Here is a 22,697-nt window from a genome sequence, read left to right as displayed (position 1 = left end):
TCACTCCGCCGCCACAGCCTCCAGCCCCAACAACGGCGCGAGATACCGCCCCGTAAAGCTGCGCTTCTCCTTCGCCACCTTCTCCGGCGTGCCTTCGGCGACGACTTCGCCGCCCTTCACGCCACCCTCTGGACCCATATCGATGATCCAGTCGGCGGTCTTGATGACGTCGAGATTATGCTCGATCACCACGACGCTGTTGCCCTGGTCGATCAATGCGTGGAGGACTTCGAGCAGTTTGCGGACGTCCTCGAAATGCAGGCCGGTGGTGGGTTCGTCCAATATATAGAGGGTGTTGCCGGTAGCGCGGCGCGAGAGTTCCTTGGCGAGCTTGACGCGCTGGGCTTCGCCGCCGGACAGGGTCGTGGCCTGCTGGCCGACCTTGATATAGCCAAGGCCCACTTCGGCGAGCATCGCCATCTTGTCGCGGATCGGCGGGACGGCCTTGAAGAATTCGACCGCATCCTCGACCGTCATGTCGAGCACGTCGGCAATGGACTTGCCCTTGAACTTCACCTCCAGCGTCTCGCGATTGTAGCGGGCGCCGTGGCAGACGTCGCAGGTGACATAGACGTCGGGGAGGAAGTGCATCTCGATCTTGAGCACGCCGTCGCCCTGACAGGCTTCGCAGCGGCCGCCCTTGACGTTGAAGCTGAAGCGGCCGGGCTTGTAGCCGCGCGCCTGCGCTTCGGGGAGGCCCGCGAACCAGTCGCGGATATTGGTGAAGGCGCCGGTATAGGTGGCCGGGTTGGAGCGCGGGGTGCGGCCGATGGGCGACTGGTCGATGTCGATCACCTTGTCGCAATGTTCGAGGCCCGTCACCTTGTCATGTGGCCCCGCGACGATACGGGCGCCGTTCAGCGCACGGGCCGAGGCGGCGTAGAGCGTGTCGATGGTGAAGCTGGACTTGCCTGAGCCGGAGACGCCGGTGATGCAGGTGAAGGTGCCGAGCGGGATCGACGCGGTGACGCCGGTCAGGTTGTTGGCGCGGGCATTGTGGACGGTGAGCTTCTTGCCGCTGCCCTTGCGGCGCTTGGCCGGCACGTCGATGCGGCGGGTGCCGTTGAGGTAATCGGCGGTGAGGCTGTCCTTGTGCCTGAGGATGTCGGGCAGGGTGCCCTGCGCCACGATGGTGCCGCCATGGACGCCCGCGCCCGGTCCCATGTCGACGATATAGTCGGCGGCGCGGATCGCATCCTCGTCATGCTCCACGACGATGACGCTGTTGCCGAGGTCGCGCAGGCGCTTGAGGGTGACGAGCAGCCGGTCATTGTCGCGCTGGTGCAGGCCGATCGAGGGTTCGTCGAGGACGTAGAGGACCCCCGACAGGCCGCTGCCGATCTGCGATGCGAGGCGGATGCGCTGGGACTCGCCGCCCGACAGGGTGCCGCTGGTGCGGTCGAGGTTCAGATAGTCGAGGCCGACATTGTTGAGGAAGCCGAGCCGCTCGACAATTTCCTTGAGGATGGCGCGGGCGATCTGGTTCTGCTGGTCGTTGAGGGCGTCCGGCATCGCGGTGAAGAAGGCGAGCGCGTCCACCACCGAGCGGCGGGTGGAGAGGGAGATGTCCTCGCCCGCGATCTTGACCGCGAGCGCTTCGGGCTTGAGGCGGGCGCCGTTGCAGGTCTCGCACGGCATGGCGGTTTGGTATTTGGCGAGTTCCTCGCGCATCCAGGCGCTGTCGGTCTGGAGCATGCGGCGGTTGAGGTTGCCGATGACGCCCTCGAACGCTTTCTTGACCTCGTAGCTTTTCTTGCCGTCCTGGAAGCGCAGGGTGACGGGCTTGCCGCCGGTGCCGTGGAGGATGATGAGCTTCACCTCGCCGGGGAGGTCGGTCCACGGGGTTTCCAGGGAGAAGCCGAACTCCTTCGCGAGGGAGCCGAGCACCTGCATATAATAGGGGCTGGGCGGGTTGGACTTGGCCCAGGGGACGACGGCGCCCTTCTTGAGCGAGAGGGCTTCGTTGGGGACGACGAGGTCGGGGTCGAATTCCTGCCGTTCGCCAAGACCGTCGCAGGCGGGGCAGGCGCCCAGGGGGGCGTTGAAGGAGAAGAGGCGCGGCTCGATGTCGGGGATGGTGAAGCCGCTGACCGGGCAGGCGAACTTTTCCGAGAAGACGATGCGGTTCAAGGGGATGCCCGCGCCCTTCATCTTCTTGTCGGTGGATTGCACTTCGTCTTCGCGGCCGGGGACGATGCCGTCGGCGAGGTCGGCATAGGCGAGGCCGTCGGCGAGTTTCAGCGCCTGCTCGAAACTGTCGGCGAGGCGGGTGGACATGTCGGCGTCCACGGCGAGGCGGTCGACCACGACTTCGATGTCATGCTTGTACTTCTTGTCGAGGGCGGGGGCGTCCTCGATCAGATACATTTCGCCATCGATGCGGACGCGGGTGTAGCCCGCCTTCTGCCATTCGGCCAGTTCCTTGCGATATTCGCCCTTGCGGCCGCGCACGACGGGGGCGAGCAGGTAGAAGCGGGTACCCTCCGGCAGGAGCATCACGCGGTCGACCATCTGCGAGACAGTTTGCGCGCTGATGGGGAGGCCGGTCGCGGGGCTGTAGGGAATGCCGACGCGCGCCCAGAGGAGGCGCATATAGTCGTAGATTTCCGTGACGGTGGCGACGGTGGAGCGCGGGTTGCGGCTGGTGGTCTTCTGCTCGATGCTGATCGCGGGGCTGAGGCCCTCGATATGCTCGACATCGGGCTTCTGCATCATCTCCAGAAACTGGCGCGCATAGGCGGAGAGCGACTCCACATAGCGGCGCTGACCCTCCGCATAGATGGTGTCGAAGGCGAGGGACGACTTGCCCGAGCCGCTGAGGCCCGTGATGACGATGAGGGAATCGCGGGGCAGGTCGACGTCGACGCCCTTGAGATTATGTTCACGCGCGCCGCGGACGCTGATGTGTGAGAGACTCATGGAACCGTTCTTTATTTGTTCGGGAGGGGCGGGGCAAGGGCGTTACGATCCCCGGCGGGGAGATGGGATGTTCGCCGTGCCGGTAAAAGAGATGCGGCGCGGTTATTTTACGGCCATAAATATGGCGTTGATATTTCCGACTATTTCACCTTATGTCGGCGCTTGCACGGGGGTGGGTGATGACGACATTTGTGGGCGGGGACGAAGATAACGGCTATTTTATTTCGACGGCGGATGGGACGTCCAGCGTCGATGGTGGCGGTGGCGATGATGCCCTGGTTGTGGACTGGTCCGACACATTCAATCTGGATTTGAGCTGGTATGGCCCCGACCGGACATCGATATTCAACTATGCAAGCCGGTCGAACTATCCTGAGATGGGCACGCTGACCGTGCGCAATGTGGAATTTCTGTCGCTGAAGGCGGGAGACGGCAATGACGCGATGTCAGCATATAATGAAGCGGTCGTCTCGTTCGACGGCGGGGCTGGGCAGGATCGCTTCCAAGGCGATTTTTCCGCGGCCACGGCAGACATCAGCTTCCGGTTGAACGAAGCCACGGGCGGGGTGTCCACCTTCATTGGCCAGGGATCGACCCTGACCAATGTTGAAGCCGTTGGCATTACCACCGGCAGCGGCAATGATGTGCTGACCGGTGGCAAATATGAAGATGGCCTGACCGGTGGTGCCGGCAATGACACGATCGACGGCGGCGCAGGTGACGATTATCTGGACGGCGGCGAAGGCATCGACACGCTGAGCTATTTGTCGGCGACCGGAGGCGTCGCGGTTTCGCTGGCTGTCACCGGCGCGCAGGCAACCGGCGGGGCGGGCACGGATACGGTCAGCGGGTTCGAGAATATCCACGGCTCGCGCTACACCGACACCCTCACCGGTGACGCCGGCAATAATGTCATTGACGGCTGGTGGGGCGGCGACCGGATGGCGGGGCTGGAAGGCGACGACATCTATATCGTCGACAATGCGCGGGATAATGTCGTCGAGGTCGCGGGCCAGGGCAATGACATGATCTACAGCTTCGTGTCCTACAGCCTGGAAGGGCGAGACGTGGAGATGCTGGTGCTGTCGGGCGACGGTGCGCTGAACGCGACCGGCAACGCCGAGGCCAATACGCTGATCGGCAATGACGACGCCAATATGCTGGACGGCAAGGGCGGCAACGACATTCTGATCGGCGGCGCGGGTAACGATGTCCTGAGCGGCGGTGCGGGAGAGGATAGTCTGGAAGGCGGCAGCGGCAACGACTATCTGTCGGGGGGCGATGGCATCGATCGCCTGGCGGGCGGCGCAGGGAGCGACAATTATTCCGACTATGACGGCACCGACATCATCATCGAACTGGAAGGTGAAGGGGTGGATGGCGTCACCACCTATGCGCACAGCTATGTTTTGGCGGCACATGTCGAAAATCTGTATTTTCATGACAGCGGGGATGTGAACGGGACCGGAAACGATCAGGGCAACCGGATATCCACCTGGGGCCTTGGCAATGATGTCCTGCAGGGGCTGGGCGGCAATGACCAGCTCTTTTCCTATACTGGCGACGACCAACTGGATGGCGGAGACGGTGACGATGAGCTTCATCCGGGCACCGGCCACGATATCGTCGATGGCGGCGCGGGGTTCGATATGCTGGTGCTGTCGGGCGCTAAGGCAAGCTACAGCCTGATCGCCGCAGATGGATGGACCTGGCTCGTCGGCGAGGAAGGGGCGAGCCGTTTCGCGAATGTCGAGCAGGTCGAGTTCGCCGATGGCACCCTGGCGACGGGCGCGTTGGCGGGGAGCCTGTCGGCGTTCGACGGGCTGCGCTACGTCGCGGGTGCGCCGGACCTGATCGCGGCGATCGGACTGGATGCGGCAAGGGCGACCGAACATTATATTACATCGGGCTTTGCCGAAGGGCGCGATGCGCTGGCGTTCGATCCGCTCGACTATATTGCCGGCTATGACGACCTGATCGTCGCCTTCGGCCTCGATACGGCGGCGGCCACGGAGCATTATATCCTCACGGGCTTTGCCGAGGGACGCAGCGACGCGCAGTTCGACGGGCTGCGCTATCTGGCGTCCTATGTCGACCTGTCGGATGCGCTCGGCACCGATACCGAGGCCGCGGCGCGCCATTATATCCAGGCAGGCTTTGCCGAAGGACGCGATGCGCTGGCGTTCGATCCGCTCGACTATATCGCCGGCTATGCCGATCTGAGCGCGACCTTCGGCCTCGATACGACGGCCGCCACAATGCATTATCTGACGGTGGGGCGTGCACAGGGGCGCAGCGACGCGCAGTTCGACGGGCTGCAATATCTGGCGACCTATGCCGATCTGGCGGCCGCGCTCGGCACCGATGTCGAGGCGGCGGCGCGGCATTATATCGAGACCGGGCGGGCGGAAGGCCGGGTCGCCGACGGGTTCGACGGGCTGCGCTATATCGCGTCCAACCCGGACCTGATCGTCGCGCTGGGCAGCGATGACGATGCGGCGGCGCGCCACTATATCATGGCGGGCCGGGCCGAGGGGCGCGATGTCGACGGTTTCGATGCGCTTGCCTATGCGGCGGCCAATCAGGATTTGCGCGCGGCCTTCCACGCCGATGTCGAGGCGCTGACCGAACATTATATCGATGCGGGCTATTATGAGCATCGCGTCCTGGCGCCGAGCGCCGACATGTTCCTGGCGGCCTGAGCGGAGGCCGGAAGGGCGGCGCGGGCGGCGAAAGGCACTGGCCAAGCCCAGCCGGCTGGGGCACAGGCGGCGCGATGAACCCGCCTGACCCTTCGTCCTTCATCGCCGCCGGCGCGAGCGCGCAGGTCTACCGGCTGGATGGCGGCCGGGTGCTCAAGCTGTTCCATGCGGGTGTCGATCCGGGCATCATCGCGCGCGAACATGCGATCGCGCGCGTCGTGCAGGCGAGCGGCCTGCCGGTGCCGCGCGTCTTCGGCCTGGAAGAGGCCGACGGGCGGCAGGGCATCGTCTATGAAGAGATAAGCGGCCCCAACCTGCTGGCCTATATCGCCCGGCATCCCCATCGCACGCGCTGGGCGCTGGACCAGATGGCGCGGTTGCAGCGGCATATCCAGGCCTGCCATGCGCCGACGCTGCGCAGCCGCAAGGCGATCCTGATCGAGGATATCGAGGTGGCGCCGGTCGGTGCGGCGCTGCGCCGGGCGGCGATCGACCGGCTGGTGCAGCTCAACGAAGGCGATGCGCTGTCGCATGGCGACCTGCATCCGGGCAATCTGATCGTGACGGACGAGGGCGTGAGCGTGATCGACTGGTCGCGTGCGGCCTGCGGGACGATCGCCACCGATCTGGTGCGGACCGAGATGGTGATGCGATTCGGGCCGGGGCGCGGGGCGGGCGATGTCGGACGGGTGGAGGCGGCGGTGCGCGATGCGGCGAGCGGCTGGTATGTGCGGCGCTATCGCGCGCTGACCGGGCTGGATGCCGAGGCGCTGGCGGCCTGGCGGGCGCTGGTGGCGCTGGCCTGGACACGCCAGCGCGCGCCGGTGCGCGAATCCGCCTTTGCCGTCTATCTGGCCGATGCGCTGCGCGTGGCGGGGCTGCCGCCGATCGACTGATGTCGTTCGTCGGCGTGGATGGGTGGTTGGTCCAGCCCCCATGCCGCCCGGCGTCCGGGGAAGGCCGGTCATCGAACCATGGGTCACGCCTGCCGTCCGGGCGATATGATGGGGGCGTTAAGGGACGGTTCAGCGCCGATAGCGTCGTCTCTCTGGCATATAGTTCAACCCGATCCGGAGTGCCCGACAGCATCTGGATACGCCCCCGGCCTTCCCTTGCGCCGGGGGCGTTTTCATGTCTGGCGATATCGTTGCGATTCGCGCTTTCCGTTACGGAAAATGTCGTTTGCCGCCGGGCAGATGTCGTTCGTCCCGCCGTTCGTCCCCTTCCGCACAGTCATTGGTCGAAGCTGGTGCCGTTGGCCGACGACGGTCGCTTCCGGTCGAAGCGGACGCGCGGCGCGCGGCGTCCGGGCCTAAACAGGATGGGCGAGCGGGACAGGAGCCGACCCCGAAAACCTCCGGCTTCCCCGCCCGCACCCTCCGGCGCCGCGATGCCCCCCATGGGCGGCCCGGTCACAACAGGTTTCGAGGAGATATGCCCATGTTCCGTTCGTCAAAGATCGCCGCCGCCCTTGCCGCCGCCACCCTGACCGTCGCCGCCGGCGCCGCTTCCGCCGAGGACTTCCAGTCCAACGGCCGCACCAGCGAAGTCTATCATGGCGACCTGAACCTGGCGAAGGCCGACCAGCAGAAGGAGCTGCGCAGCCGCATCGCGCGCGCCGCTTCGCGGGTGTGCGCCACGGCGGATACGGCGACCATGGTGGCGTGCCGCAGCAAGGCGATCGCGCAAGTCCAGGCGCCGATCACGGCCGCCATCGCCCGCGCCGAAACGCGCGAACGCTATGCCGACGCCGGCGCCGGCCCGCGTTCGATGGCGGGCAACTGATCGTCGCGCCATCCGCGACGGCCCGAAGCGAAAGGCCCGGAGTCGATCCGGGCCTTTTGCCGGTTCAGCGCGATGCGGTGAGGATGGGATGGGCAAGGCGCAACTCGTCGGCGAGTTGCTCGACCCGCTCGACCTCGGCCGGAGAGCCGGCCGGATTGAGGGTCCAGTTGCAATGCGGGTGGGTCGCGCGATCATAGAGGCGGACCGGCCCCAGCAATGTGCGCCACTTGTGTTTCTGTCCGCCATGGGCGCGCAGGAGCCTGGCGACGAGCAGGTCGATCATCTGGTCGGCGGTCATGTCCGTCTCCGATGTCCTCTTGTCCCGCGGACGGCGGGAGGGACGAAAAAAAAGCTGGGGTTCCGATCGCGTTTGTCGTGCGCCATCCCATGGCGGTGACGAAATTCCCATCGAAAACTGGTGGCGATGGATTGAAGCTCGGCATCGACGGCCGGCGTGCAAACGGCTAGAGCGGGCGCATGACTGCTCAGATAACGATCCGCCGCCCCGACGATTGGCATGTGCATCTTCGCGATGATGAGATGTTGCACGCGGTTGTCGGCTATACCGCGCGCCAGTTCGCGCGCGCCATCGTCATGCCGAACCTGACGCCGCCCGTGGTCAGCGTCGCCGCGGCGCAAGCCTATCGCGGGCGAATCCTGGACGCCCTGCCGGCGGGCGCGGACTTCACGCCGCTGATGACCTGCTATCTGACCGACGATGCCGACCCGGCGGAAATCGCGCGGGGCTATGAGGAGCGGGTGTTCGCCGCCTGCAAACTCTATCCCGCCCATGCCACCACCAATTCGGCCCATGGCGTCACCGATATCCGCAAGCTGACCGGCCTGCTGGAGACGATGCAGCGGATCGGCATGCCGCTGCTGATCCATGGGGAGGTGACGGATCGCGATATCGATATTTTCGACCGCGAGGCCGTCTTCATCGAGCGTATCCTGACCCCGCTGGTCCGTGATTTTCCGGCGCTCAGGATCGTGCTGGAGCATATCACGACAGCCGAAGCGGCTGCGTTCGTCGCGGAGAGCGGTCCCCAGATCGGCGCGACCATCACGCCGCAGCATCTGATCATCAACCGCAACGCGATTTTCGACGGGGGCATTCGTCCTCACGCCTATTGCCTGCCGGTTGCCAAGCGAGAACGTCATCGCCTCGCGGTCCGCAAGGCGGCCGTGTCGGGATCGCCCAAATTCTTCCTCGGCACCGACAGCGCGCCGCATGGCGTCGGGCGCAAGGAAGCGGCCTGCGGATGCGCCGGCATCTTCAACGCGCCGTTCGCGCTGGAAAGCTATGCCCAGGTGTTCGACGAAGAAGGCGCCCTCGACCGGCTGGAGGGCTTCGCCTCCGAACATGGCCCCAATTTCTATGGGCTGCCGCTGAACGAGGGCGTGGTCACGCTGAAGCGCGAGGCGGTGATCGTGCCGGAGCTGATCACCAGCGGCGATATCCGCGTCGTTCCCTTCCACGCCGGCGAGACGATGCGCTGGCGGATGGTCGGCTGACCGGGGGCATCGGCGGCCGCCTCGCCCCTGCGTCTATGGGGCGGGGGCGTCCAGCCGGATGACCCGCGTAACGGGGCCGCCGACCCGGCCGGGCCGGGGCCGGAAGATGGCGAGGCTCTGCGCGCCGCGCATCAGCCTGTCATATTGGTCGAGCTGCCGGGGGAAGCGGGCGGCCTCGAGCCGATAGCGATCATAATGGGTTATGATGGCGATCCGGGCACGGCAGCCGTCCAGCAGGGCTGGCGCGACATTGCCGAGGTCGACGATCGCCTTGCCGGATCGCTTCTCGCCGACCTGCCGGTAGCTGGGGCCGGCCTTCAGCATCTGATGGACGTCGATGCAACCCGCATCGCCCAGCGGGAAAATGACGGGGCCAGGGCGGTCGAGAAGGTCGAAGGCCGCATCCTCGATCAGGATGGATTGATCGCCTGCGACATGGTCGCGCACCCATTGGCTCGCCTGCTGGCGGGTGTCGTGCGCGCGCACGATCGACCGCGATATGGCGGCATATCCCATCGGGACCAGTAGCGCGGCGAGCGCCGCGACCGGCATCCAGCGCCGCCACCCGCCACTGCCCGACAGGGTCGCGAGCCGATCCAGTGCGACGGCGATGGCCAGGGCGATCCAGGGCAGGAGCGGAACGGCCCAGCGTTCCCAGACCAGAAATTGCGCGGCGATCCCGATCAGGAACAGCGAGGCGCCGGCAAAGCCGGCGAGCGCGAGCGCCCGGTAGCGCAGGCAGATCGTCGCCATGCCGATCGCCGCCAGCACGGTCCCGAACCAGCCGAAGCCGTCCACCAGAATATGGCGCGCATACCAGAGGAGATTGTCGCCAGCCGACCCGCCGGTCGCACCGAGATGCGTCGGCCGCGCCTCTCCGCCCAGGTCGCGCAAGACCGTGCCATGGTCCAGCAGGAGATAGGGGGAGACGAGGCACAGGGTCGCTACGGCAACGACGGGAAGGAGCGGCAGCGATCGCAGGCTGCGCTTCCACCCCGCCTGCCGCCAGCGATGGCCGACGGCGCCGGCGCCGTTGACGACGAACAGCAGCGCCGGCCATTTCGTCGCGCCGCCCAGACCCAGCATCACGCCCGCCAGCACATGATCGCGCAGACTGCCGCTGCCCGCCGCCCGGACGGCGTAGCGGCTGCTCCACAGCATGAAGAGGCTGGCAAGCATGTCGGTTCGAATGACCTGCGACAGTTCGACATGGAGCCCGTTGCAGGCCAGCAAGGCGGCGGCGATTAGGCCGGATCGCGGGCTGACATGATCCCGGCCGATCCGGTAGGTCAGGTAGACGCAGCCGACCCCGGTCGCCGCGATGAACAGGCGCATCGGCAGGATCGCGATCGAAGGGTCGGCATAGACGGCCGAGACATAGCCGGCCGCATCCGGCCACTGGCCCGACAGGGTGCCCGCCCAGCCGACGAAGGCGAAGATGGCGGCGAGGGCGTAGAGCAGCATGGTCGCCGGATGGCCGAACCATTCGGGGTTGAGGCGGTGTTCGCGCACCATGTCGAGCGCCGTCATGACGAACAGCGGTTCGTCCGGATCGTTGAGCGCGGGCAAACCGAAATTCAGGTGCCAGAGGCGCAACGCGGCCGACAGCGCGAGGATGCCGATCAGGACGCCGGTTTCGACCCGCCGCGATTTGCCTCCCTTTTCCGGACGGGATGCGCGATCCGACACCGTCTTCATGCCAAACACCAGTTCTCGGAGGATGAATGCGCACCGTGATTCTGGCTGGCGGCCTTGGCAGCCGGCTCGGCGAAGAAACGGCCGTCCGGCCAAAGCCCATGGTCGAAATCGGCGGCATGCCGATCCTGTGGCACATCATGAAAATCTATTCGGCCGCCGGGCTGAACGACTTCGTCATCTGCCTTGGCTACAAGGGCTATCTGATCAAGGAATATTTCGCCAACTACTTCCTGCACACGGCCGACGTCACCATCGACCTGCGCGGCGGCAACGGCATGGAAATCCACCATGCGCGCAGCGAGCCATGGCGCGTTTCGCTGGTGGAGACCGGCGCTGATACCATGACGGGCGGCCGGCTGGCCGCAATCCGCTCCTATCTCGACCCCGACCAGCCCTTTTGCTTCACCTATGGTGACGGGGTTGCCGACATCGACATTGCTGATCTTGTGCGTTTCCATCGTTCGCATGGACGTCGCGCGACGATCACCTCCGTCACCCCGCCAGGCCGTTTCGGTTCGCTGGAGTTCGATGGCGATCAGGTGACGGCGTTCAAGGAGAAGCCGGCGGGCGACGGCGGGCAGATCAACGGCGGCTTCTTCGTCGCCGATCCGAGCGTCCTGGACCTGATCGACGGCCCCGGCACCGTCTGGGAAACCGGCCCGCTGGAGCAGCTGGCCGCCGGTGGCGAGCTGATGGGCTATCGCCATGACGGTTTCTGGCATCCCATGGACACGCTGCGCGACAAGATTCATCTGGATACGCTCTGGCATTCGGGAGGCGCGCCTTGGAAGCGCTGGTAACGCCTGCCTGGCAGGGCCGCCGCGTGCTGGTGACGGGCGACAGCGGCTTCAAGGGCAGCTGGCTGGCGCTGTGGCTGCGCGCGATGGGGGCGAGGGTCACGGGCTTTTCGCTGCCACCGCCAAGCGACCCCAGCCTGTTCGACGCGGCGCGGCTGGACCGGATGATCGATCATGTCGAAGGCGATGTGCGCGATCCCGCCGCCGTGCGGGCGGTGGTGGAGCGGGCGCGGCCCGAGATCATCTTCCATCTGGCGGCGCAGCCGCTGGTGCGCCTGTCCTACGAACAGCCGATCGAAACCTATGCCGCCAACGTCATGGGCACGGTCCATGTGCTGGAAGCGGCGCGGCAGGCGGGCGGCGTGACCGGCATCGTGTGCGTGACGAGCGACAAATGCTATGAAAACCGCGAATGGGAATGGCCCTATCGCGAAAGCGACCCGATGGGCGGCCATGATCCCTATAGCAGCAGCAAGGGATGCGCCGAACTGGTCGTGTCGGCATGGCGCCAGTCCTATTTCCAGCAGAGCGGCCCGGCGCTGGCGTCGGTGCGCGCGGGCAATGTGATCGGCGGCGGCGACTGGGCGGCCGACCGGCTGGTGCCCGATCTGGTGCGTGCGTTCGAGACGGGCGCGGCGCCGTTGATCCGTTCGCCGGAGTCGGTGCGGCCGTGGCAGCATGTGCTGGAGGCGCTGGGCGGTTATCTGATGATTGGCGAGCGGCTGCTGGCGGGCGAACGGCGCTTTGCCGAGGCGTGGAATTTCGGCCCGGCGGACGAGGATGCCCGGCCGGTGCGCTGGATCGTGGACCGGATGCGCGCGGCCTGGAGCGATGCCGCCCCATCGGCGATGCTGGACGAGGGGCCGCGCCCGCACGAAGCGGGGCTGTTGCGGCTGGACTGTTCGCGTGCACGATCGGCGCTGGGCTGGCAGCCGGCGATGGGGTTGGCGCAGGCGATCGACTGGATCGTCGACTGGCACAAGCGGGTGGGCGCGGGCGAGGATGCGCGCGCCGTGACGCTGGAGCAGATCGGCCGCTACAGCGCGCTGTCGGGGCGGGGGATCGTTCAGGCCGCGGCCTGAGCGATCGTCAGCATATTGCCGAGGCGCAGCGCGATGGCGCGCCTTGGCAGCGGGAGGCGGCCGGGCAGGGTGAAGCCCGCCGCCTGCGCGCCCTGACGGACGAGGAAGTCGATCGGGAAATAATTGGTGCTGGGGACGACCCGAATGGCGGGGAAGCCCGCGCGCGCCACCAGCCGCCGGATCGTGCCGGGGTTGTAGAGCAACGGATGCTGCAGGCAGAAGGGCGGCCAGCGGCGGCCCAGCGCGCGGCGCAGCAGCGACCCCTCGTCATGGGTAACGATCAGCAGCGTGCCGCCGGGCTTCAGCTTCGTGCCGATCGTGCGCAGCATGGTCAGCGGATCGAGCAGATGGTCGAGCACATGGACCAGGACCGCCAGCCCCACGCTGCCGTCCGGCACGGGCGACAGGTCGGTCATGTCGGTCAGGATCGACGCCGGCTTGCCGCCCGTGGCCTGTTTCAGCTGATCGTGGACGGCGCGATTGGGTTCGAACAGCCAGAAACGGCCGAAGCCGCCATGGGCGACCGCTTCGGTGACGAGATGGCCGATATCCGGCCCGATTTCGAGATAGTCGCCCGACAGCGGGCCGCTGCGCGCGGCGGCGGCGAAATAGCCGCGCTGGGTGTCGGCCACGGCGGAGAAAGGCAGCATGTCCATGTTCGGCGGCATGGCGGCGTAGAGATCGGCCAGTTGCGCATCGTCGAAGAAGACGGGATTGTAGAGCAGCGCGCAATCGGCGCAGCGACGGTAGGGGAAGAAATGCTTCGTCTTTTCCAGTCCGTGCCAATAGGGCCGCAACTGCGCCACGGTCATCGTCCCGGCGTCGCCGGGGCAGGCGACCTCGTCCTTTCCGGTCTTGGCCCCGCAGGCAGGGCAGGCGCGATCGCGCAGGGCCGGAAGCGTCATGATCTCATCTCCTCTCCTTGAAGGTGACGCGGCTGTGCCAGAACCAGCTTCCGGCGATCAGCAGCAGGGAAAAGCCGAACTGGGCAAGGACGGGCGACAGGCCGCCGGCTTCCACGAGCAGCGGCAGGGCCGCCCAGTTGAGGGCATAGTTGAACAGATAATAGCCGGCGAAAGCCGCGAATTCGCGCAGCACATGTCCCTGCGTGCGGAACACCCCCAGCTTGTAGGTGGCGAAGGCGAAGCAGAGGCACACCGCCTGCGCGACCAGCAGCGCGACCATATAATGGCTGTGGAACAGGGGCATGGCCCATAGCAGCAGCGGATAGAAGGCAAGGCCGAACGCGGTGTTGACGCCCCCCGCGACCAGGAAACGCAGGGGGCGGCGCTGGCCGGGCAGGGTTGCGGCCTTCACGATTCCTCCAGCAGCGGGATCGCCATATTCTCCCGCAGCACCTCGCGCGGGAGGAAGGGCGAGAGATCCTCCAGCGCCGGGGAGGTGATGCGTCCGTCGGGATGGACCTTCGCCCCGAGCTTTGGCGCGAAGGACACATGTTCGTCGACGATGATCTCGCACAGGGCCGGGCCGGGCGCGGCGAGCGTGTCGGCGATCGCCCGCGCCAGGTCGCCGTGCCCGTCCGCGCGCGCATAGGCGAAGCCGAAGGCGGCCGACACCTTGGCGAAATCCGGGAAGGTCACATGGCTCTTGGGGCCGCCGCCGACCTCCACGCCGTTGAAGAAATTGCGGTGGGTCTGGAAGATCGAGACATAGCCGGCATTGTTGATGAGGAAGACCTTGATCGGCAGGCCATAGCCCGCGATCGTCTGCATTTCCTGGATGTTCATCATGATGCTGCCGTCGCCCGCGATGCAGATGACGCGGCGGTCGGGACCGATGGCGGCGCTGACGCCGATGGCGGCGGGCAGGTCATACCCCATCGTCGCGCAGCCCGAATTGGTCCACAGCCGCTGGCCTTCCTTCAGATGCGCCGACTGGAAACTGACGACGCAGGCGCTGCCATTGCCGGTCACGACCACATCGTCCCCGTCCAGCGCGCCGAACAGCGCCTCCATCGCGACATAGGGGTGATTGGCCGGGCCATGGTCATGATATTCCGGCAGCACGGCGGGGAAGCGGGCGACCCGCTCGCGCGACCAGTCGAGCCATGCGCGATGCCGGTCGGTCGGGCCGGCATAATCCTGCGCCAGCAGGGCGGGGATGAGGTCGGCGAGATCCGCCACCACCGGCATGTCGGGCCTGACGGTCGGCTTCTGCAATTCGATCGGGTCGATATCGACCCAGATCTTGTAGGCGGCGCGGGCGAAGCTGCTCCAGTTGTAGCTGACCTGGCGGATGTTGAGGCGGCTGCCCAGCACCAGCAGCAGGTCGGCGCTCTGCGTCACCATATTGCCGCCGCGATCGCCGACCGTACCGGGGCGGCCGGCATGGAGGGGATGGTCGTTCCACAGCACGTCATGCGCGTTCCAGCCGGTGACGACGGGGACGCCCAGCCGCTCGACGAGGGCGATGAAGTCGCGATGCGCGCCCGACAGGCGCACGCCGCCGCCGGCGAACACGACCGGGCGCTCCGCCTTTTGCATGCGATCGAGAATGTCGCGCGCGACCGGGCCGAGATCAGCGGCGAGCCAGGGCTGGTCCAGTTCGGCCGGATCGAAGCCGGGCAGGTCGTCGGGATCGATTTTCGCTGCCTGCACGTCGAGCGGGATGTCGACCCAGACCGGGCCGGGCCGGCCCCTGGTCGCGAGATGAAGCGCCTTTTCCAGATGATGGCGGATCGACCGGGGATCGTTCACCATAACCGCATATTTGGTGACGGGGCGCACCAGTTCCTCGATATCCAGTTCCTGGTCGCCCAGCTGGCGCAGCGGCAGGCCGGTCGAGCGAACGGTGGTTTCCCGCTTCACCTGGCCGGAAATGACCAGCATCGGAATGGAATCGACATAGGCGCCATAGACGCCGGTGATGGTGTTGGTGCCGCCGGGGCCGGACGTGACGTTCACCACGGCCGGCCGGTTGGTGAGGCGCGCATAGGCTTCCGCCGCCATCGACAGCGCCTGCTCATGATGGGTGAAGAGCGTCTTGAGACCCGGATGCGTGCCGATGCTGTGGTTGAGGTGCATGGCGCCGCCGCCGGTCAGCATGAAGACCTGTTCGATGCCATTGTCGGCCAGCCAGTCGGCCAGCCAGTCGGAAAGTTTCACTTGTGTCATGGGGTCCATCCATTGGAGGCTGCGGTGCGGCGGATTGCTTCGTCGAGGTCGATGGCGGCCGATACGCCGAGGATTGTGCGGATGAGCGCGGTGGAAGGGACGTAGCGGCCGGGGTTCCAGCCGGGGTCGGGGCGACCCAGGATGCGGACGTCCGGGGCGCCCAGCAGCTGGGCGGTGCGGCGGGCGAGGTCGGCGATCGACACCGCCTCTTCGGAGCCGACATTATAGGCCGCGCCCTTGTCGCCGGCGATCAGCAGCGTCCACATCCAGACGGCGAGGTCGGCGGCGTAGAGATAGGAACGGACTGCCTGACCCGAGCCGTGCACCTCGATCGCGCGACCCGCGATCGCGTCTCGGATGAAATTGCCGGCGGCGAAATGGGTGTCGAGCGAGAGCAGGGGGCCGAGCAGCGCGAAGATGCGCGCGGTCACTGTCTCCACCCCGAACTGATGCGCATAGATGGCGCAGAGGGTTTCGGCGGCGCGCTTCCCTTCCGCATAGGCGGACCTGGGATCGCGGATGGAGGGCGCGCCGATCCAGTCTTCGGCGACATGGGTGACGTCCCATGGCTGGACGCCATAGACCGCGCCCGAACTCATGAAGAGCAGGCGGGCCTGCCGGTCGCGGGCGAGGTCCAGCATGGCGCGGGTGCCGTCCAGGATGGTGTCGAACATGCGGCGCGGATCGGTGGCGGTCAGCGCCGCGCTGGCGTCGGTCGCGCCATGGATGATGTGGGTGAAATCGCCTTGCGGCGCGGGGCCACCCCGAATGTCGCCGCGCAGGACGGTGAAGCGTCGGGCCAGATGCGGCGCGCGGGCGGCGAAGGCGGCCGGATCGCGGCTGAGCAGGGTGATATCGACCCGGACCGGCGCGCGGGCCAGCGCCTCCAGCATCCAGCGGCCGATGAAGCCGGTGCCGCCGGTGAAGAAGAGGCGCGCGCCGTCGAGGCGCGGCCATAGCGGGGCGAGGGCCGCGTCGATGGCGGGAAGGTCGGTCTGCGGGATCATGCGGGTACCAGTCCGAGGCTGGGGCGGTGCGTGCCATGGGCGCGGGCGATGCGCGCCAGCGCGTCGAGCGACAGCGCCCAGAGGATGAGGATGAGCAGGCCGGGACGCAGGAAATGGCCGATGGTGAGGCCGAAGCCGGGCGTCACCGGACGGCCGCTGAGCCAGCCATTGGTGTTGAGTTCGATGATCGTCGCGATCGGCACGTCGCCTGACAGGCAGAGCAGATAGGTGCAGATGATCGCGATCTTTGGCCCGGCGCCGTCCCATTTTTCCAGCAGGACAAGGAAGAGCAGGAACAGCTGGGTGTAGCCGCCCGGCGACTGGGTGACGAGATAGGCGCCCAGCAACAGGATGGCGATGCGCGCCCGCGGGAGGGCCGTCGGCTGGAGCCAGGCACCGGCGAGCGCGGCGAGGGCCAGGCACTGGCTGGCCCCGATCAGCAGCGGAACGGCATATTCGATCCCCTCCACCAGGCGCGAGGGAACGAGATCGAGCAGCGGGATCGGCGACGCCTTGCGGATGGAAAGCAGGGGGGCGTAGCTGGTGGAATAATTGACCTCGTTCCACACCTGCCCGCTCTGGAAGATAACCCAGTTGGCGGTGTTGGACGCCAGTTCGCCCGGCGTGCCCGACCCGACAAGGGCGAGGGTCAGCAAATATAGGGCGATCGTGGCAAGGCCCGCCCATTCCAGCGGGCGCCATTCGCGGCGGACCAGCCCGGCGAGCGCGGGCAGCAGCAGGTAGGGCTTGAAATTGATCGTCGCGGCGGTGGCGAGGGCGCGCACGAGCGGCGAGCGGACAAGGGGATCATGCGCCAGGATGAAGGCCGGCATGGCGACCAGGATCAGGTTGGCGCGCTCCAGCGTGAAGAGCAGGGGCAGGCCCAGCGCCATGGCGATGGTGCGCGGCAGCGCGCTGGGCCGGTCGTTACGCCGGAAGGCGATCCAGAGCAGCGCGACGGTGAGCGCATAGGCAGCAAGGATCGTCGCCTGGCCCAGCCAGTCGCAATCCCGCGCCGCGAAGGGCGAGGAGAGGTAGCAGCCAGGCAGGCTGAACAGGTCGAGAAAAACGAAGGAGAGCGGCGGATAGATGCTGCGCCAGACATCATAGGCGCCCGGCCGGTTCGCCCAGAAGGCGGTGTTGAACCAGTCCATGAAAGTGTCGTTGGTGTCCATCACGAACGGCTGCGGCAGGAAGCCGTTCTGCCGGAACCAGAGCGCGGCCCCGACGGCGCTGGCGACCACGGAGGCGGCCAGCGCATATTCGGTCAGCGCCGCGCGTCTGCCGCCGGTCATGCCGGGTCCGCGAAGTTGAGCCGTTCTTCCTCGATCACCAGCGGCACGCCGCGCGTGCGCTCCCCGATCAGGCGTATCTGGTCGCCGATCAGGCCGATGAACAGCAGCAATGTCGCGAACATGCCCGTGCCGACGCTGAGCGCGACGAGCGGCCAGACCGGACCGCCGGCGATGATCGCGCCCAGCGCGGCGACCGACAGGGCGATGGCAGCCATGCCCGCCCAGACCGACAGCAGGATCGGCAGGCGCAACAGGCCCTTGGCCGAGCCGGCGAGGCCCGACAGGGCGAAGGACAGGAGGGTGCGGAAGCCGTTCTTGGTTTCGCCCGCCGCGCGCTCAGGCCGATCGAAGGGGATGAGCGCGAGCGAGAAGCCGCTTTCGACCACCATGCCCCGGAAAAAGGGTTCCGGCTCGTTCCAGCGCTTGAGCGCGTCCACCACCGCCCGGTCGAACAGGCCGAAACCGGTCGCGTTGGGAATGACCGGATAGTCGGCGAAACGGCCGAGCAGGCCATAGCCGATCCGCCGGGAGAGGGAGAGCAGGGCGGAACTGCGTTCCTGCCGCCGCTGCGCCAGCACGACCTTCGCGCCGCCGCGCCAAAGGGCCAGAAGATCGCCGATCATGGCGGGCGGATCCTGGAAATCGGCGCACATGCCGATCACGGCGCGGCCATGGGCCTGATAGATGCCATGGGTGGGCGACCGCATCTGGCCATAGTTGCGATTGTTGAAGATGGCGCGGACGCGATGGTCCTGCGCGCAAATCTGCCGGATGATGGCGCGGGTCGCGTCGGTCGAATCATTGTCGATCAGGATGATTTCATGACCGTCGGCATGGCGTTCCGCTTCGGCCGTGACGGCCGCGCAGATGCCGCGGACATTCTCCTCCTCATTATAGCAGGGAATGACGACGGAGAGTTCGGGTACGGTCATGGCCGGCGGTCCGGCGGGGACAGGAGCGGCAGGCGCATGCCCGTCGCGGGCGCATAGATTTCCGTGAAGAAGGCCAGCACCAGGATCAGCGCCAGCAGCGCCACGGCGGGAATGTTGAACTTGCGGTCGATATCGAGCCGGGGCGCCTCCACCACCTGCGCGTCCGACGCGGTTTCGGCGGCCAGCGATTCCACCGTCACCTCCTCCGAGGAGCGCGCATAGACTTCGTAGAGCGCCTGGGCGAAACGATAGTCGCGATAGAGGTCGAGATAGCGGCCGGAGACTTCGGACAGGCCCGCGACATTGGGCCCGGCCGCGCCGGTGCTGGGATCGGCGCTGCGCGCGATCTGGGCGCGGAGCGAGGCGACTTCCGACCGGAGCGCCTGAAGCGCGGGATTTTCGTCCCCCTGGAACTGGCGCGCGGTCTGGAGTTCGACCAGCTTCGCCTGCAACTGCGCCTGAAGCCCGGCGCGGAGCGACAGTTCGGACCCCAGTTGCGCCTCGGGCGCGGCGAGATTGTTGCTGCGGCGGAAGGCGTTGAGCGCGGTTTCCGCCCTGCCCACGCGCGTGGCGGCTTCCCTGAAGCGCTTTTCGACGATGCCCCGTTTGCGCTGCACGCGGTCATTGCCCAGCGCGTTGAGGCGGGTCGTGATCGCCGCGACATAGGCGCGAGCGAGCGCTTCGGATTCCTGCGGATCGTGGGTGCGCGCCTCCACCTCGATCATGCCGCCGGTCAGCGAATGAATGTCGATCTTCTGCCTGAGCGCCTTTTGCGCGGCGCGGGCCGATCCATAGGCGTCCGGGGCGTCCAGCTTCAGCGTGCGGATCACCATGTCGCCGACCTCGGGTGTGCGCGACACGGCGAGATAGAGATCGATCGGCTGCTTCGCGCCGCCCAGCAGGGAGGCGAAGCTGCCGAGTTGGCCGCCCAGCGCATTCATCATGGAATTGAGACCAATGCTGCCGCTGTCTTGCGGCACGATCTTGGCGCGGGCGACATAGGGCTGGGGCAGGATGCTGAGCAGCGCGCAGGCGGCGGCGCCCAGCGCATAGCCGCGCCGGCGCATGCGCGCGTCGGCGATTAGCGCGCGGGACCGGTCGACCAGGTTCATTGCACCACCGCCGCGACCGACGCCGCGCCGATGAAGCCGCCGAACAGGCTGGAGCTGATGTCGCGCAGACGCGCCCAGAATTCGCCGCGATCCGCATCGATCGGCACGAAGACGAGATCGCCCGGCAATGCCTTTGCCCGCAATGTCGCGCGACCGTCGGCCAGAACGGTGCCATTGGCGCGGACGACGAAGATTTCCTTCCTGTCGCCCAGCTTCTGGATGCCGCCTGCGGTTTCCACGAAGTCGCCGATCGTCCTGCCCGCATCATAGGCGAAGGAGGCCGGGCTGGGCACGGCGCCGAACACGCCCACCGTCACCGGGCGGGTGGGAACAAAGACGGCATCATTATTCTCGACGACCAGATCGGCGGGCAACTGCGTCGCGGTGACGGGCAGATTGAAGACGAGGCGGCCGGTCGGTTCGCGGTCCTGCATTTTCTGCACGACCGACTGGATCAGCGCCTGGTTGCCCGGCGTCGCCAGCTGGGCGCGGTTGACCGACACGAGCGGCTGGGTGCTGAGCAGCATTTCCATGTCCTTGACCGCGCGGTCGAAACTTTCCTTTTGCTGCGCCTTCACGCTCTGGCGCGTGATGACGCTGGCATAGGGGAAGGCATCGGTGGTGAGGCCGCCGGCCTGCGACACGACATCGGCCAGGCGCGTGCCGGGCTGGACATAATAGCGGCCGGGCCGGGTGACTTCGCCGCTGATCGTGACCAGCACCGGCTGCTGGCCCAGCGGGCGGGCGATGCCGATGTCGGACAGGACGCGGATGATATCGCCGCGCTTCGCCACGCGGGTGGTGGCGTCGGCCGGGGCAAGCTGTTGCCAGCCGATCTCGCTCCGGCCGAGGGAATCGAAGAGGAGCAGCCGGCCGGTATCCGCCACGGTCGAGGCTCCGCCGGCATAGCGCAGCGCCGCGTCGACGGTCTCGTTCGGGCCGACTTCGAAGATCGCCTCGCGATTGACGCTGCCGATCACGGCGACCTGGGTGCCCGCGGGCGCGATATGGATGACGTCGCCATTCTGAAGCGCGGCGTCGCCGCTCTTGTCGCCGCGCAGCAGCAGGTCGTAGAGATCGAAGTCCGACACGAGCTGGCCGTTGCGGCGCAGCTGGATCGAACGGAAACTGCCGCCTTCGCTGGGGCCGCCGGCCGCCAGCACGGCGTTGACCAATGTCGACAGGCTGTTGACGCTATAGGCGCCGGGTCGCTGGGCGAAGCCGGTCACATAGACGGTCAGCCCCTTCAGCCGGGCCACCGCCACGTCGAGGTCGAAGCCGCGATATTGGCGTCCGACCTGGCGCGCGATCACATCATGCACGTCGCCGAAGCGCACGCCGCCCACGGTGACGGCGCCGACTTTCGGCACGAAGATGCGGCCGTCGCGATCGACGGTGAGCAGGACATCGTCGGCCTGAACGCTGCCCGACAGGCCAAGGCGCAGCTGGTCGCCGGGGTTGAGCCGATAATCGTCGGGAATGGCCGTGGTGACGGGCGTGCTGTAGTCGCGCGCTTCGGGGAGCAGCAGTTCCGATCCGAAGCGGCGCAGCGGCTTGCCGACTACGTCCGACACATAGGCTTCGAATTCATTGGCCGGGACGGGGTGGGGTGGAGGCGGCGTATCGCCGCGCGGCGGCAGCGCTGCCGCATCCGGCCCGGATACGGCGGCGCGGTTGCCCTGGATGACCGCGGGCTGGAACGGGGCGGGGGCGGCGGCGCTCGGCACCGAGACGTCGGTGCGCGCGCGGGCGACGGCGCCGTCGCCTTGGGCCGCGCCGGTCAGCGGCGACGCGAGCTGCGCATGGCCGGGCAGGGCGACGAGGCCGATCGTTAGGCCGATCGTCAGGACCGTGGCGGACAGGAGGAGGGAACGGGTCAGGATCATGAGGCGAGGGCTTCCGATGCGATCGGATGGTCGAGGAGAAGGGCGTGCAGCAGACCGGCAGCCAATGTATGGCGCCCTTGCGAAGCGGCCAGCAGCACCCCGGTCGAGGTCGATCCGACGCGATAGGGGCTGCCGTCCCAATGGGTTGCGCAGCCGCCGGCTTCGGTCAGGAACAGGACGCCCGCGGCATGATCCCAGGGCAGGATGCGCTGGAACAAGGCGATGTCGTTGCGGCCCAGCACCAGCCGGGGATAGCTTTCCGCGGCGCAGCGGGGAATGGATTCAAGGTCGAAGGCCTTTTCCGCCGCGGCGTGAACCGCGATGCGGCGGGCGGCGTCCATGAACTGGGTGCCCAGCGCGGCGACCGGGCGAGGCCGATCGCACAGCCGCACGCGGACCGGGACGCCGTCCATGGTGGCGCCGGCGCCGCGCACCGCTTCGCACATCCGCCCGCTGACCGGGTCGAGCATCCAGCCGGCAAGCGGCAGGCCATCCTCCACCAGCGCGATCATCATGCCGAAGGGCTGGCGACCGGCCGCGAAATTGGCGGTGCCGTCGAGCGGGTCGATCAGCCAGACGCGGCCCGCGCCGATATCCTGCAGCAGCGAGGGGTCGGCGGCGCAGGCTTCCTCGCCGACGATGCGTGCGTCCGCGCCCAGCCGGTCGAGACCGTCGCGCAGCGCTGCCTCCGCCTCATGATCGGCGCAGGTCACGATCTCGCCCGCGCCCTTGTCGGCGATTTCATGCGCGGCAAGGGTGCAGAAACGGGGCGCGACGATATCGGCCGCCACGCGACGCATCAGCGCGGCGACTTGCTGGTGCAGGGACATGGT

Annotated in this window: 18 protein-coding genes; 6 read left to right on the top strand and 12 right to left on the bottom strand. The window is 67.2% G+C overall.

Translation table 11 applies throughout. From position 1 onward, the window contains the following. Complete coding sequence (gene uvrA, locus DM806_RS21615; RefSeq protein WP_179045219.1) at nt 1-2,919, bottom strand: excinuclease ABC subunit UvrA; 2,919 nt, start codon at nt 2,917-2,919, stop codon at nt 1-3. Between the two features lie 179 nt (nt 2,920-3,098). Here uvrA and DM806_RS21610 point away from each other — a divergent pair, with 179 nt between their 5' ends. The 3 genes from DM806_RS21610 (at nt 3,099) to DM806_RS21600 (ending at nt 7,406) form a co-directional block, all read left to right on the top strand. Next, complete coding sequence (locus DM806_RS21610) at nt 3,099-5,621, top strand: calcium-binding protein (RefSeq protein WP_179045218.1); 2,523 nt, start codon at nt 3,099-3,101, stop codon at nt 5,619-5,621. A gap of 74 nt (nt 5,622-5,695) precedes the next feature. Beyond that, nucleotides 5,696-6,517, top strand: a complete 822-nt coding sequence (locus tag DM806_RS21605; RefSeq protein WP_179045217.1) for a phosphotransferase family protein — start codon at nt 5,696-5,698, stop codon at nt 6,515-6,517. A 544-nt stretch (nt 6,518-7,061) separates the two neighbouring features. Then, entirely contained in the window at nt 7,062-7,406 is a 345-nt protein-coding gene (locus tag DM806_RS21600) for a UrcA family protein (RefSeq protein ID WP_179045216.1), read from the top strand. 64 nt (nt 7,407-7,470) lie between these two features. Here the strand turns inward: DM806_RS21600 and DM806_RS21595 are convergent, their stop codons facing one another. Further along, nucleotides 7,471-7,704: a hypothetical protein gene (locus DM806_RS21595; protein ID WP_179045215.1), complete on the bottom strand. Its 234-nt coding sequence runs from the start codon at nt 7,702-7,704 to the stop codon at nt 7,471-7,473. A gap of 179 nt (nt 7,705-7,883) precedes the next feature. Between DM806_RS21595 and pyrC the strand changes: the two genes are divergently transcribed. Then, nucleotides 7,884-8,921, top strand: a complete 1,038-nt coding sequence (pyrC, locus tag DM806_RS21590) for a dihydroorotase (RefSeq protein ID WP_179045214.1) — start codon at nt 7,884-7,886, stop codon at nt 8,919-8,921. A gap of 33 nt (nt 8,922-8,954) precedes the next feature. On the opposite strand, the gene DM806_RS21585 is transcribed toward pyrC, so the two are convergent. Further along, nucleotides 8,955-10,619: an ArnT family glycosyltransferase gene (locus DM806_RS21585; RefSeq protein ID WP_179045213.1), complete on the bottom strand. Its 1,665-nt coding sequence runs from the start codon at nt 10,617-10,619 to the stop codon at nt 8,955-8,957. 26 nt (nt 10,620-10,645) lie between these two features. On the opposite strand from DM806_RS21585, the gene rfbF reads away from it, so the two are divergent. Then, a complete protein-coding gene (gene rfbF / locus DM806_RS21580) occupies nt 10,646-11,419 on the top strand; it encodes a glucose-1-phosphate cytidylyltransferase (RefSeq protein ID WP_179045212.1) in 774 nt (257 codons plus the stop codon). Then, complete coding sequence (rfbG, locus tag DM806_RS21575; RefSeq protein ID WP_256869423.1) at nt 11,404-12,498, top strand: CDP-glucose 4,6-dehydratase; 1,095 nt, start codon at nt 11,404-11,406, stop codon at nt 12,496-12,498. Before rfbF ends, rfbG begins: the two co-directional genes overlap by 16 nt. On the opposite strand, the gene DM806_RS21570 is transcribed toward rfbG, so the two are convergent. The 9 genes from DM806_RS21570 to DM806_RS21530 are packed head-to-tail and all read right to left on the bottom strand — an operon-like array spanning nt 12,483 to nt 22,694. Further along, entirely contained in the window at nt 12,483-13,403 is a 921-nt protein-coding gene (locus DM806_RS21570; RefSeq protein WP_179045211.1) for a class I SAM-dependent methyltransferase, read from the bottom strand. The genes rfbG and DM806_RS21570 overlap by 16 nt on opposite strands. Before the next feature lie 4 nt (nt 13,404-13,407). Beyond that, complete coding sequence (locus DM806_RS21565; protein WP_372859687.1) at nt 13,408-13,815, bottom strand: GtrA family protein; 408 nt, start codon at nt 13,813-13,815, stop codon at nt 13,408-13,410. Further along, a complete protein-coding gene (locus DM806_RS21560; RefSeq protein ID WP_256869422.1) occupies nt 13,812-15,632 on the bottom strand; it encodes a thiamine pyrophosphate-binding protein in 1,821 nt (606 codons plus the stop codon). Before DM806_RS21560 ends, DM806_RS21565 begins: the two co-directional genes overlap by 4 nt. Then, nucleotides 15,629-16,639, bottom strand: coding sequence for an NAD-dependent epimerase/dehydratase family protein (locus DM806_RS21555; protein WP_179045209.1), 1,011 nt, complete (start codon nt 16,637-16,639; stop codon nt 15,629-15,631). Before DM806_RS21555 ends, DM806_RS21560 begins: the two co-directional genes overlap by 4 nt. Continuing rightward, nucleotides 16,636-17,934 carry a glycosyltransferase family 87 protein gene (locus DM806_RS21550; RefSeq protein WP_179045208.1) on the bottom strand — a complete coding sequence of 433 codons (1,299 nt, stop codon included), beginning with the start codon at nt 17,932-17,934 and terminating at the stop codon, nt 16,636-16,638. The genes DM806_RS21555 and DM806_RS21550 overlap by 4 nt, the downstream gene beginning before the upstream one ends. After that, complete coding sequence (locus tag DM806_RS21545; RefSeq protein WP_179045207.1) at nt 17,931-18,866, bottom strand: glycosyltransferase family 2 protein; 936 nt, start codon at nt 18,864-18,866, stop codon at nt 17,931-17,933. The genes DM806_RS21550 and DM806_RS21545 overlap by 4 nt, the downstream gene beginning before the upstream one ends. Continuing rightward, nucleotides 18,863-19,978, bottom strand: coding sequence for a capsule biosynthesis protein (locus DM806_RS21540; protein ID WP_179045206.1), 1,116 nt, complete (start codon nt 19,976-19,978; stop codon nt 18,863-18,865). Before DM806_RS21540 ends, DM806_RS21545 begins: the two co-directional genes overlap by 4 nt. Beyond that, nucleotides 19,975-21,864, bottom strand: coding sequence for an SLBB domain-containing protein (locus tag DM806_RS21535; protein ID WP_179045205.1), 1,890 nt, complete (start codon nt 21,862-21,864; stop codon nt 19,975-19,977). The genes DM806_RS21540 and DM806_RS21535 overlap by 4 nt, the downstream gene beginning before the upstream one ends. Further along, on the bottom strand, nt 21,861-22,694 hold the full coding sequence (locus tag DM806_RS21530) for an inositol monophosphatase family protein (RefSeq protein ID WP_179045204.1): 834 nt from the start codon (nt 22,692-22,694) through the stop codon (nt 21,861-21,863). The genes DM806_RS21535 and DM806_RS21530 overlap by 4 nt, the downstream gene beginning before the upstream one ends. Nucleotides 22,695-22,697 lie beyond the last annotated feature (3 nt).

It is taken from the genome of Sphingobium lactosutens, assembly GCF_013393185.1.
GTDB lineage: Bacteria > Pseudomonadota > Alphaproteobacteria > Sphingomonadales > Sphingomonadaceae > Sphingobium > Sphingobium lactosutens_A.
This window is presented reverse-complemented; position numbering and strand designations above follow the sequence as displayed.